Origin of the sequence: Streptomyces sp. NBRC 109706 (assembly GCF_000974485.1) — a bacterium.
GTDB lineage: Bacteria > Actinomycetota > Actinomycetes > Streptomycetales > Streptomycetaceae > Streptomyces.
Genome location: NZ_BBOM01000008.1, coordinates 560,419 through 573,523, shown reverse-complemented (window position 1 = coordinate 573,523; position 13,105 = coordinate 560,419). Strand labels below are relative to the sequence as shown.

Below are 13,105 nucleotides of genomic sequence, written 5' to 3'. Positions count from 1 at the left end.
CATCCGACCCCAAAGCAGGCCCTCGCCCCACAAACCGGAACAGAGGCGACACCCCCGGCCACCGAGCGGCGGCCAGGACGTCACTGAGTGTCGTCACGGCGGGAGCGCCCGGCAGTAGTATCTGGCGGGTGAGCGAGAAGGTTACGCTGCGGGATGTCGCCGCACACGCGGGTGTGTCGCGGGCGACGGCGTCTTTGGTGCTCCGGGGCACCGGGCGGGTGGCGCCCCGGACCCGGGAGCGCGTTCTCGCGTCCATGGCCGAACTCGGCTATATCTACGACCAGGTGGCCGCCTCGCTGCGCACCCGGCACGCCCGGGTGGTCGGTGTGGTGGTGACCAACATCGGCAACCCCAACCTCGCCGAGGTCATCCTGGGCCTTGAGGCCGAGTTCCGGCAGGCCGGCTATCTCCCGCTGTTGACGGTCACCCGCGATGACGCCGCACAACAGGACGAGGCCGTGGCCGCTCTCCAGGAGCACAAGATCGCCGGGCTGGCGATGGTCCCGGCCAGCGGCACCGACCCGGCGCTCACCGAGCGGTTGACGGCGAGCGGCCTCGGCCATGTCTTTGTCACCCGCTATGTCGAGGGCGCCCGGACCAGCTTCGTCGGCACCGACGACATCCGCGGCGGCGAACTCGCCGGTCAGCACCTCGTCGAGCACGGCTGCCGAAGGCTGGCCTATCTGGGCGGGCCGGCGTGGATGCTGTCACGGCACGAGCGGCTGTCCGGGGTGCGCCGGGCCGCTGAGTCCTCGGGCGGTCAGGTCGAGGAGTTGATCGATCTGCCGAGCGAGACCAGCGGCGGCGGCGGTCTCGCGGCCGGCCGCGAACTGCTGGACCGCGGGGAGTTGCCCGACGGCGTCGTCTGCCACAGCGACAGCGTCGCCTTCGGCCTCTACCGGGCGCTGCGCGAACGCGGCGTCGGCGGCGAGGGGGTGCGGGTGATCGGTTACGACGACATCCCCGGGGCCGCCCTCTGGGAGCCGCCCCTGACCAGCATCGCCGTGCACGGCCGACGCCTCGGACAACGCGCGGCCCGGCTGCTGCTCGACCGGATGACGGACCCCTACGCCGCCCCCGTCGTGCACCGTTCCGAGCCGGAGCTGGCCATCCGCGAATCCTGCGGCTGCCGCACCCCTTGACATCACCGAGGGTGAAGTATTTTATGCTGTCGACTTGCTAGATCGATCTAGCAGCACAGACGGTTACTGCTAGATCGATCTAGCACATCGCGTCGAAGGTCTTGCGATCCGAGGGTCTGCGAAGGAGCAGCAATGAAGCGTCGTACATGGCTGAGGCTCGCCTCGGGCGGTCTGGTGAGTCTGCCGCTCGCCGGATGCGGCCTCGATCTCATGGCCTCGTCCGGGGACAACCTGACCATCTACGGCGCCAGGCCCGAGGCCATCACGGAGGGGGTCATCGCGGCGTTCGAGGAGAGCCATCCGCACTGGCGGGGCAAGGTGCGCGTGCTCACCATGGGCGCTCAGGACGTGCTCGCCCGGATCGGCGCCGAGAAGGCCAGGCCGCAGGCCGACATCTGGTGGGGCGGCACTCCGCAGCAGTTCGAACAGGCCGTGGCCGACGAGTTGTTGACGCCGGCCGCCCGCGATGTGGTCGAGGCGATCCCGGCGGAGTTCCGTGGCGAGGACAACCTGTGGCTCGGCGAGATGCGGGTGGTCCAGATGATCTTCTACAACCCCGAGATGCTCACCCCCGACCAGGCGCCGCGGGACTGGGACGATCTGATCCGTCCCGAGCACCGGGGCAACATCCTGATCCGCGATGTGGCGTCCTCGGGCACGATGCGCGGCATCTTCTGCGCGATGATCTGGCGCGAGGGCCAGCCCGACGGCGATCCGGGCCCCGGCTACGAGTGGTTGCGCCAGCTGGACGCCAACACCAAGGCGTACACGGCCAATCCGACCGACCTCTATCTGCGGGTGAACCGTCAGGAGGCGGCGATCAGCGTCTGGAACCTCCAGGACACGCTGGTCCAGCGCGATCTCGGCATGGCGATGGAGCCGGTGATCCCCTCCTCGGGTGCCCCGATGCTGATGGACGGCGTGGGCAAGGTCCGCGGTGGCCCCAACAGCAAGGGCGCTGACGAGTTTCTTCGCTTTCTGCTCAGCAGCGATGTACAGCAGGGCCTGGCCGACGACTTCTTCCAGTACCCCACGATTCCGCTTGAGCGCACGCCGCAGTGGCTGGCCGATCTCGAAGTGACGGAGATGCCGGTGGACTGGGACGAGGTCAACCGGCATCAGGACGAGTGGTTCGAGTACTGGGCCGAGAACATCCAGGGCCGGGGCTGATGAGTCCCGCCCCGCACCACGGGCCCCCGGCGCCCGTCCGCTCGCGGCCGCCGTTCCCCGTTCCCGTCCGCTCGGGGCCGGCACCGGCAACGGCCTCCGCACAGACCACGGTTCACCGACGCGCAGACGTCGTCACACCCACTCCGGAGCACGCATGATTCCCGTCCGACTCGACCATGTCACCAAGGTGTACGGGGAGGGTTCCCCACCGATCTCGATGGATCTGACCATCGCCGCCGGCGAGTTCTTCACGCTGCTCGGCCCGTCAGGGTGCGGCAAGTCGACCATGCTGCGGATCATCGCCGGCTTCGTCCAACCCACCAGCGGGCGGGTGCTGTTCGGCGATCGCGATCTGACCCGGATTCCCCCCAACAAGCGGGACACCAGCATGGTGTTCCAGAACTACGCGCTCTTCCCACATCTTTCGGTGGCGCAGAACGTCGCCTACGGGCTGACCGTTCGCAAGGTGGGCAAGCAGGAGAAGGCGGACCGGGTGACGCGGGCCCTGGCCGATGTGGGGCTGACGGGGTATCAGGACCGCAGGATCAACGAGCTGTCCGGTGGCCAGCAGCAGCGGGTCGCGCTGGCCAGGGCGGTCGTCGTGTCCCCTTCCGTCCTGCTGCTGGACGAGCCGCTGTCCAACCTCGACGCCAAGCTGCGGGAGGAGACCCGCGCCCAGATCCGCCGGGTGCAGGGCGACGCGGGCATCACCGGCGTGTATGTGACCCATGACCAGGCCGAGGCGATGGCGATGAGCGACCGGATCGCGGTGCTGGACGCGGGCCGGGTGCATCAGGTGGACACCCCTCGGGAGATCTACCACCGTCCGTCGACCGCCTTTGTGGCCCGTTTCATCGGACGCAGCAATGTGCTCCCTGTCGAGGTGGCGGAGGTGGCCGAACGGGAGGTCACCGTCGCGTTGCCGGGTGGTGCGAAAGTGACGGTGTCCCGGCGTGCGGATCTGGAGCTGGCCGTCGGCGACCGCAGCTCCGTCTCGCTGCGTCCGGAGACCCTGCGTTTTGTCCCCGAGGACGAGGGGGTGCTGCGCGGCACGGTGGCGCGTCTGGAGTTCAACGGGGCCACCAGCTCCTATGATGTGACCGTGGGCGGGCACACCGTCCATGTCACCACCCCCGACCAGTCCGCGGGTCCTCGTCCCGGCGACGAGGTATCGCTCGCCTGTGAGGCGCCCAGGGCCTGGCTGGTGACGGCATGACGATCGTCGACTCCTCCCCCACCTCGCCCTCTTCGCCCCCTTCGTCGCCTCGCGCGTCCGGTTCGGGCCGGCGGCGGTCCCGGCGGATCTCGGTCGCCAACGACCGGTTCGTCTATGTGCTGGCCGCGCCGGTGGTGTTCGTTCTGCTGCTGTTCGTGGTGGTGCCGATGGCCGCCACGGCGGTGACCAGCGTCAGCGGTGACGGGCCGGGTGAGAACTACAGCTCCTTCCTGTCCGGCGCCTCGCGGGACGCGCTGCTGATGTCGGTCGGGATCTCGGTCGGCTCGGTCCTGACCTGTGGGATCGTCGGCACGCTGCTGGCGGTGCTGTTGTCCAGGTTCGACTTTCCCGGGCGTCGGCCGCTGGAGATCTTCGCGATTCTGCCGATGGCACTGCCGCCGCTGATCGGGGCGGTCTCGTTCGTGCTGCTGTACAGCGAGACCGGGATCGTGCCGCGCACCCTGGCGTCGTGGTTCGGTATCGCGCCGGCCTCGGTGGCGGTCAGTGGCGTGGCCGGGGTGCTGGTCGTCCACACCTTCACGATGTATCCGTTCTTCTTTCTGACGGTGCGGGCCGGTCTGGCGGGGCTCGACTCCTCGTTGGAGGCGGCGGCGGCCAATCTCGGGGCTGGCCGGGCGCGGGTGTGGGGCACGGTGATCCTGCCGATGCTGACGCCGGCGCTGGTCTCGGGCGCGTTGTTGACGTTCATGATGTCGATGGCGTCGTTCACCGCTCCCCAGCTGTACGACGTGCAGACGTTGACCATGCGGATCGTCTCCACCCGGACGTCGGGCAACAGCGAACTGGCCGCGACGCAGGTCACGGTGCTCTCCGTGGTGTCGATCATGTTCCTGGTCGCGATGCGCTGGTACCAGGGGCGGCGGAGTCATCACAGCATGTCGCGTGGGGTGCAGCGGGACCGGGCGGTGAGTCGGGGGCCAGCGCGTTATGCCGCGCTGTTGGGCAGCGCGGTGTTGAGCCTGGTGCTGATGGCGCCGGTGCTGGTGATCGTCCTGGTGTCGTTCTCCGTCGACGGTGCCTGGACCACCCAGGTGCTGCCGCCCGACTACACCTTTGAGAACTTCCGGAAGATCTTCTCCGAACACGACAGTCTGCTGCCGATCTCGGTCAGTGTGCAGATGAGCCTGTTGGCCACCTGTGGTGCGATTCTGATCGGTGCGGCCGCGGCCTGGGTGATCGCCCGGTGGCCGACGCGGGGCAGGACCGTGCTGGACATCATGATCATGTTGCCGTGGGCGCTGCCCGGCACGGTGATCGGTGTCAACCTGGTGCAGGGCTTCAACGAGCCCTCCGTCACCAACCTCGGACTGCCGCTGGTCGGCACCCTGTTGATCCTTCCGGTGGCCTATTTCGTGCGGTATGTGCCGCTGGTGTTCCGTTCCACCTCGGCGTCCCTGGACCAGATCGACCCCTCCCTGGAGGAGGCGGCCAGGAACCTGGGTGCCTCGCCGCTGCGGGTACTGCGGACGGTGACCTTCCCGCTGGTCGCGAAGGGCGTCATCGCCGGCGCGCTGCTGGCGTTCGTGGACGGCGTCGGCGAGTACGTGGCCTCCGTGGTGATCTACCCGGCGGGCTACGCGCCGATCTCCGTGGAGATCTACAACCGCATCTACTCCTCGGAGTTCGGCACGGCCGCGGCCTACGGCACGTTCCAGATCGTCCTCATCTTCCTGGTGCTGGCGATCTCGAACCTGATCGAGTCCGGTCGGCGCGGCAGGCGCGGATCCGGGGCCACCACCGCCTCCCTGACGGCGGCTCCCACCGGGTGAGGACCGGTCCGGGGGACACCACATCGACCATGAAGTTGACGAAGGCGGAAGACGCATGACGTGCCGTTTCACGGCAGGACGAGTACCGGCTACCGGGCTGACCGAGCTGTTCGGGACGGTGCCGCGATGGCGGCGGTGGCTGGAGGTGGAGGCGGCGCTGGCACACTGCCAGGCCACGGCGGGGCTGATCCCGGCGGAGGCCGCGACCGCCATCGTCGACGCCTGCCGGGTCGAACGGCTGGATCTGGACCGGGTCCGCGCGGACGTGGTGCGGATGAGTCATCCGTTGATGCCGCTGATCACGGAGCTGAGCAGGGTCGTGGGCGATCCGCACGGCGGCTGGGTGCACTGGGGTGCCACCACCCAGAACATCACCCAGACCGGGGATGTGCTGGTGTTGCGCGACGCGCACGATCTGCTGCTCGACACCCTCGCGCGGATCCTGGGTTCGCTGGCGGATCTCGCCGAACGGGGCGCCGACCTTCCGATGGCGGGCCGCACCCACGGCCAGCACGCGGTGCCGATCACCTTCGGTCTGAAGGTGGCGAGTTGGATCGACGAGATCGATCGGCATGTCGAGCGGCTGTGGCAGCTGCGTCCCCGGCTGACCATGGCGATCCTGGGCGGCGCGGCGGGCACGTTCGCGTCCTTCGGCGACCGGGGGCCCGAGCTCCAGGCGGCGGTGGCCGACCGGCTGGGGTTGACGCCGATGGCCGTCCCGTCCCGCGCGGTGACGGACCATCTCGCGGAGTTCGTCTGTGTGCTCGGGCTGCTCGCCGGGAGCTGTGGACGGATCGCCAGGGAGGTCTACGCACTGATGTCGACCGAGCTGGGCGAGGTGGAGGAGCCCGTTCCCAGCGGAACGGTCGGCAGTTCCACCATGCCGCAGAAGCGCAATCCGCAGCTGTCCCAGGACGTGCTGGGCATCACCGCCGAGATCCGGGCCCTGGTGCCGCTGGCGCTGGAGTCGATGCACAACGAGCACGAGGCCGACCATCTCCCCAGCGCCCTGTTCGAGACGCTGGCGCGGGCCTGTGTCCTGACCGGCGACAGCCTGACGCGCGTCGAGGTGATCGTCTCGGGGCTGCGGCTGAACCCCGGCCGCATGCGCGCCAATATCGATCTGTCCGACGGCATGATCACGGCTGAGGCGCTGATGCTGGAGCTGGGCCGGCTGATGGGGCGCCAGGAGGCGCATCATGTGGTCTACGAGGCGGCGCAGTCGGCGGCCTCCGAGGGCCGGTCCTTCCCCGAGCTGCTGGCGGCCGATCCCCGGATCGTGGCCCGGCTCGACGCGGACACCATCGACGCGCTGCTGCGCCCCGACCGCCACACCGGGGCGTCGGCCGCGACGGCCCGCGCCGCCGCCGCGGCCGCCCGCCGGACCGCGTCCGGGACGCGGGCCCGCCTGGCGGGGCCGGGGGTGTAAACGTCACCGGGACGGCAGGAAGCTGCCGTCCCCGCCCGGGCCGGAACCGTCGGGCCGCCCGGGCCGTCTCACCGGCCGTCGGTCCCGCACGCGAAGTGGCGTGCGGGGTAGGGCTGTTCGGGGGGACAAGAGTGACAGACGAAGCTGTCGGCGAGCCGGCGAGGGACGAGAGTCCGGCGGAGGCACCGGTGTCGGACCGCCCGGCCAGGCGGCGGGCGCCGCTCGTCATCGGCCTGCTGCTGGCCTTTCTGGCCGGCTCCGGTGGCACCTGGTTGCTCACCGGGGACGAGAGCGCGGAGCCGGATGTCGTCCTCGACCCGGCACGGGAGCTGGACGAGCTGCCCTTCCCCGACGCCGACGCACTGGGCTACGCCGACGGTCCGGAAGCGTTCTGCGCCGCCGTCACCGAGGTGATGACAGCGCGCAACTACCTCTTCCTGGAGGCCGAGGAGAGCGGGGACGGCATCAGCTGCGCCTACATCACTCCGGTATCCAGCCTGGAGGAAAGCGGCTCCAACGACGTGCACGCCTCCCTGTTCGCCGTCCGGGGCGACACGGCCCGCGACCGCTACGAGGCGCTGCTGCGGAACGTCGATCAGCAGCACGAGCTGGGCTCACCGGTCGCCTTCGGTCCGCTGCTCGCGTTCCCGGCCGGCGAGGCCGGATGGGCCAGCCATGTGGAGCCCGAGTACCGTCCGGGGGGCGAGGTCCACGCCTCCTTCCGATCGGAGGACACCACCTACCAACTGACCATCAGCGGCTGGCAGTACCTCAACGGCGAGCCGTCCGGCGGGCTCTTCGAATCGGACGGGCTGGCGGAGGCCGCCGATATCGTGACCGCGCTCGGCGGCGGCGAAACCCCACGCCCTCCGCTGGTCAGCCCCTTCGCTGGCGAGGAGTACCCGGGTCTCGGGCAGTTCGACAACCCGACCCTCGCCCTGGAGGACGAGAACCGGTGCGACGCGCTGACGGAGGTGCTGGAAGCCGAACGCCCGTTGGAGTGGGGAGGCGGGAACGGCCCGGTCGACCCCGACGACACCATTGGGTTCTCGTGCTGGTACGACCCCCCTTCGAGAGTCCACGAGGCGAGCAGCACCGAGGAGATCCTGCGGGTGCACGTCAACGTCGCCCCGTATCTGCTGAACCCGAGAAGGCAGCCTCGGGAGATCTGGCTGAACGCCAGGCTGGCGGACGAGTTGGACTGGTTCGGCACCACGCTCTGGGCACCGCCCGTCGAATCACCCGGCTATCTGATCACCCGCGAGAACGGCTACACCGGGGAGTCCATGGTCCAGGCCCGCTACTTCGCCGGCGACGATGTGGTGACCATCGAGATCAAGGCACACCACGACGACCGGGACTACACCATCGTCCGCGAATCGGAGATGGTCGAGACCCTGGGGCTGGTGTTGGGCGCGCTGGAGGGCTGATGCCGGTCACGTTGCCGGTCGGGGGCGACGAGTTCACCAGGGAGTTCGGGGGGAACGGCCACCCGGTTCGACCGGGACGGGAAGTTCCGCTTGCTAGAGGCTCACTACAGCGTCGGTCCTGACATGGTCCATGGCGAGATCGGCGGACACGTCCCTGACGACCAGAATCTCGTCGCGATGACGGAGGAAAGCGCGGTGGAGGCACTGAGCCGGGCGCCGGCGGCGATGTCCGACTGAGCCGGCCCCCCGACCCCCGTCCCCGGCTGGTGTGAATCACTCGGCGGGTGGGGAAGGCTTGTCCGAGCTGACAGGTACAGGTGGGGGTCGGGGGGCAGGGGCGGTGCTCCGTGCGCCCTCTCCCGTGGTACGGGAAAGGGTGTGGATGAGGCACTTCCGGCTGCTCGTGCTCGGCAACGGCATATCCGCGTACGGCAGTTACCTCAACATGGTGGCGCTCAACGTCTTTGTCTACGACGTCACGGGAAGCGCGCTGGCCGCCGGGCTCTTCATGGCGGTGCGGCTGGGCACCAGCGTCGGCGCCGGCTTTGTCGCCGGGCGTCTGGTCTCGGCCTATGACCGCAAACGGCTGATCGTCGGCGCCGATCTCTGTCAGGCCACGGCGCTGCTGGCGCTGCTGCTGGCGCCGGACGCGAGCCGGGTGGTCCTGCTGTACGGGCTCGCCGTGATCACCGGGAGTTGTTCGACGCTCTCCCAGGTGGCCCTGCGCAGCAGCATCCCGGTGATCGTGGGGGCCGAGCATCGGACGCGGGCCAACAGCTGGCTGGTGACGGGCCGTTCGTTCGCCATGATCGCGGGCTTCTCCTCGGCGGGTGTGGTGGTCGCGCAGCTGGGCTACTCGGCGGCGTTCGTCCTGAACGTGAGCACGTTCGTGGTGTCGGCGTCGGTCCTGCTGGCGCTGCCGATCCGCACCAGGGCCCTGGCCGAGGAGAAGAAGGGCGGGGACGAGGAGGCGGACGGCGCGCGCTGGTCCGTCCGGCTGCTGCTGGCGACCGCGCCGGTGCTGATGGCGATGATCGCGCTGCGGGCGGTGGACGGTCTCGGGTCCTCGTCGCACAATGTCGCGCTGCCGGTCTACTCCAGTGCGCTGGACCCGGACCATCCGGCCACGTTCATCAGCCAGTTCTGGGCGACCTGGGCGGTGGGGGTCATCATCGCCCAGCAGGTGCTCGTCCGCGTCACCTCGCGGAGCGGACGCACCCCGGGCGAGCGGGCGTTCGCGGTCGGCTCGATCGTGATGTCGGCGGCGTTCATCCTGGTGTTCAGCGGACTGCCGACCGTGCCCACGCTCGCCGTCGCGCTGGTCGCCGGCGCGGCGGACGGGGTCACCGAGGTCATCTACGTGTCCCGGCTGCAGGCCGTCCCCGACGAGCGGCGCGGGCGGCTCTTCGGGCTCTCCGCCTCCGCCGAGAACGCCGGGTTCGGGCTGGGAATGCTGGTCAGCGGCTCGCTGTTGGAGGCGTTCTCGCCGCTGACGGTGGTCGCCGCCCTGCACGGACTGGCCATCGTGCTGTGTTCCGCCCTGCTGATCGTGCTGGTGGTGCGCCGCCCACCGCCGCCCGAGGAGGAGAGACCCGGGCGGGGCGGCGGTTCGGTTCGGGAGGGGAGCAGCTGATGGGTGACAACGGGCTCGACACACGGATCGCGGTGATCGGAACGGCCTTTCGGCTGCCGGGCGCCGACACACCGGAGGCGCTGTGGCGGCTGGTCCTGGCCGGCGAGAACCGCTTCACCCGGTTCACGGACGCCGAGTTACGCGCGGCGGGCGTGCCCGAGGAGTTATATCAACGCGACGACTTCGTGGGCATCTCCGCCGTTCTGGACGGCATCGACGGTTTCGATGCCCGGCACTTCGGGATGACGGCCCGCGAGGCTGCGCTGACGGATCCCCAGCAGCGCCTGTTCCTCGAGTGCGCGCAACACGCCCTGGAGAACGCCGGGCACCCCGACGAGCGGGACGGCAGCCGGATCGGGGTCTTCGCCAGCGCCGGCTACCACCTCTACCAGCTGCAGACGTATCTGCGGAACAACGTGCTGCCCAACGAGAACATCGGCGACTGGCTGGCCGGCCTCCAGGTGCTGGTGGGGAACCTCACCGACTTCAACGCGACCCGGGTCGCCTACCGTCTCGATCTGACCGGTCCGGCCGTCAATGTGCAGACGGCGTGTTCCAGTTCGCTGGTGGGGGTGCAGCTGGCCGCCCAGTCCCTGCTGACGGGCGACTGCGATATCGCCCTCGCCGGCGCGACCGCCGTCCATGTGCCGCAGGTCCTCGGCTACCACCATGTGAAGGGCTCGATCCTCTCCAGAACGGGCCGGCTCCGCGCGTTCGACGCGGCAGCGAACGGAACCGTCGGCGGCACCGGGGTGATCGCCGTGGTGCTGAAACGTCTGGACCGCGCCCTGGCCGACGGCGACACCGTGCACGGCGTCATCAGGGGCTGGGGCATCGGCAACGACGGGGCCGACAAGAGGGCGTATGCCGCGCCCAGCGCACGGGGTCAACAGACCGCGATCCGCCGGGCGTTGGACCAGGCGGGGGTCGGGGCCGACACCATCGGCTATCTGGAGACCCACGGCACCGGCACCCTCAAGGGCGACCCCATCGAGCTGGCGGGCGCCACCGCCGCGTACCGGGAGGACACCGACCGCACCGGCTACTGCGCGCTGGGCGCCGTCAAGGCCAATATCGGGCACCTGGACGTGGCCTCGGGCCTCGCCGGCCTGGTCAAGGCGCTGTTGGTGCTCCAGCACGGCGTGCTCCCGCCGATCGCCGGCTTCGAGGAGCCCAATCCGCTGTTGGAGCTGGACGCCAGCCCGTTCTATGTGCCGCGCTCCCCGCTCCCCTGGCCGGAGACCGGGACGCCCCGGCGGGCGGGGGTCACCTCGCTCGGGGTCGGCGGCACCAATGTGCACCTGGTCCTGGAGCAGGCGCCCGCCCCCGTGCCACGGGTCGCCTCGGTGGCGCCGCCCGATGTGCTGCTGGTCTCGGCGAGCCACCCGGAGGCGCTGGCCGACAACGCCCGTTCGCTGCGGGACGCGTTACGCACCAGGGCCGATCTGCCGCTGGCCGACCTCGTCACGACCACGGCCCTGGGCCGCTCCCACGGCCGCCACCGGATCGCGCTGCGCGGCGACACCCCGGCGGCGCTGGCGGACGCCGTCGACGCCTGGCTCGCCGGCCCCCGTTCGGCGCCCGCGCCGGGGGACGAACCGGCCCGCGTCGTCTTCCAGTTCACCGGGCAGGGCGCCCTCCGCCCGGGCGCGGCGGCCGAGTTGTACGAGCGGTTCGCCGTGGTGCGGGAGGTGCTGGACGCCTGCGACGAGCGGCACCGCCGGATCACCGGGGAACCGCTGCTGACCGGGCTGTTGGCCGGCGCCGATCCGTCGGCGGTGTGGCCGACGGAGACGGGGCAGCCGGCGCTCTTCGCGCTGCAGTGCGCCCTGGTCCGGCTCTGGGCGGAGGCCGGCGTCACCCCGGGGGCCGTGACCGGGCACAGCGTCGGGGCCTATGCCGCGCTCCATGCGGCCGGGGCGCTCTCGCTCGCCGACGGCCTCGAACTCGTCACGGCCCGGGGCCGGTTGACGCGTCAGCACTGTCCGCCCGGCGCGATGGTGGCCGTCGCGCTGGACCGGGAGGCGGCCCTCGCGTGGGCGGCGCCGCCGCTGGAGCTGGCCGCGACCAACGGCGCCGGCTCCCAGGTGCTGGCCGGGCCGGTGGCCGAGGTGGACCGGCTCTGCGCCCGGCTCGACGAACGCGACGTGCCGCACCGGCGGCTCGCCGTCGACCGGGCGTTCCACACCGCCCTGGTGGAGCCGATGCTGGACGCGTTCGGCGCGGTGCTGGAGCGGACGCCGTTCGCGCCGGTCGGCGTCCCGTTCATCAGCGCCGTCGACGGCCGGACCCTGCCGGCCGGCTGGCGCCCGGACCGGGACCATCTGTTGCGTCATGCCCGCCAACCGGTGCGCTATGACGAGGCGTTGCGGGCCGTCCGCGACCAACGGCCGGCCGTGCTGCTGGAGATCGGTCCCGGTGGCACGCTCACCGGTCTGGCCAGGGGCCTGCCGGCCGTCCCCTCGCTGCGTCGGGGCGCGGGGCTGACCACCCTCTTCGGCGCGGCGGCGGCCCTGCACCGCGCGGGGGTCGACGTCCGCTGGGAGCCGTTTCTGGCCGGTACCGGGGGGCGGCGCGTCCCGCTGCCCGGCTACCGCTTCCAGCACCGATCCCACTGGATCGGGGCCCCACCCAGGCCCCCGAAACCGGCCACTCCCCCGGCACCGGCCAGTCCCCGGGCATCCCGTTCGACGGCGAGAGAGGAACGCACCATGACAGAGGACCGCGACAGAACCGCACTCAAGATCCTGGACGGCATCCTGGATGTGCTGGCCCGGAGCCTGGGCGAGGCCCCTGGGTCGGTGCCGGCCGACAGCACCTTCTTCGAACTGGGCGCGGACTCCCTGCTGATGATCAATGTACTGCGGGAGATCGAGCAGGAGCACCGGGTCAAGGTCACCATGCGGGAGCTGTTCGAGGAAACGGGCACCTCCCGGCGGCTCGCCGACCTGATCGCCACCCGACTGCCGACGGCCCAGGCCCAGGCCCCGGTCGAACCGCCGATACCGGCACCGGCCCCGGTCGCACCACCCATACCGGCACCGGTCTCGGCCGCACCACCCATACCGGCACCGTCCCCGGTCGAGCCGATCGCCGAACCCGCCAGGACCGTCCATGACGCCGACGACGCCGACGACGCCGCGTTGGCCACCCGACAGGAGCTGCGGGAGCTGGCGCTCCGAGTCCAGCAGATGTCGCAGATACAGGTTCAGATGATGACCCAGCTCAGCCAGTTACTCGCGCTGCAGAACAGCAGCACGGCTGCCAGGGCGGACGACGGGGTGGCCAGGTGAGC

Annotated in this window: 9 protein-coding genes; all 9 read left to right on the top strand. The window is 70.6% G+C overall.

The window, feature by feature from the left end; genetic code table 11:
• The first annotated feature begins 128 nt into the window (after positions 1-128).
• The 9 genes from AOM46_RS19550 (at position 129) to AOM46_RS19515 (ending at position 13,103) form a co-directional block, all read left to right on the top strand.
• A complete protein-coding gene (locus tag AOM46_RS19550; RefSeq protein ID WP_158920499.1) occupies positions 129-1,142 on the top strand; it encodes a LacI family DNA-binding transcriptional regulator in 1,014 nt (337 codons plus the stop codon).
• Positions 1,143-1,274: 132 nt separating this feature from the next.
• Positions 1,275-2,312, top strand: coding sequence for an extracellular solute-binding protein (locus AOM46_RS19545; RefSeq protein ID WP_067226365.1), 1,038 nt, complete (start codon positions 1,275-1,277; stop codon positions 2,310-2,312).
• A gap of 154 nt (positions 2,313-2,466) precedes the next feature.
• The gene (locus AOM46_RS19540; protein WP_062213657.1) at positions 2,467-3,528 is read left to right on the top strand and encodes an ABC transporter ATP-binding protein; all 1,062 of its coding nucleotides are present in this window, start codon (positions 2,467-2,469) and stop codon (positions 3,526-3,528) included.
• Positions 3,525-5,318 (top strand): iron ABC transporter permease, encoded by a 1,794-nt coding sequence (locus AOM46_RS19535; RefSeq protein ID WP_078856980.1) that lies wholly within the window; start codon positions 3,525-3,527, stop codon positions 5,316-5,318. The genes AOM46_RS19540 and AOM46_RS19535 overlap by 4 nt, the downstream gene beginning before the upstream one ends.
• 55 nt (positions 5,319-5,373) lie before the next feature.
• Entirely contained in the window at positions 5,374-6,747 is a 1,374-nt protein-coding gene (locus AOM46_RS19530; RefSeq protein WP_062213655.1) for an adenylosuccinate lyase family protein, read from the top strand.
• A gap of 131 nt (positions 6,748-6,878) precedes the next feature.
• Positions 6,879-8,177, top strand: a complete 1,299-nt coding sequence (locus AOM46_RS19525) for a hypothetical protein (protein WP_158920497.1) — start codon at positions 6,879-6,881, stop codon at positions 8,175-8,177.
• Between the two features lie 90 nt (positions 8,178-8,267).
• Entirely contained in the window at positions 8,268-8,414 is a 147-nt protein-coding gene (locus tag AOM46_RS34080) for a hypothetical protein (RefSeq protein ID WP_158920495.1), read from the top strand.
• A gap of 145 nt (positions 8,415-8,559) precedes the next feature.
• Positions 8,560-9,810, top strand: a complete 1,251-nt coding sequence (locus tag AOM46_RS19520; RefSeq protein ID WP_062213651.1) for an MFS transporter — start codon at positions 8,560-8,562, stop codon at positions 9,808-9,810.
• On the top strand, positions 9,810-13,103 hold the full coding sequence (locus AOM46_RS19515; protein WP_062213649.1) for a type I polyketide synthase: 3,294 nt from the start codon (positions 9,810-9,812) through the stop codon (positions 13,101-13,103). Before AOM46_RS19520 ends, AOM46_RS19515 begins: the two co-directional genes overlap by 1 nt.
• The last annotated feature ends 2 nt before the right edge of the window (positions 13,104-13,105 follow it).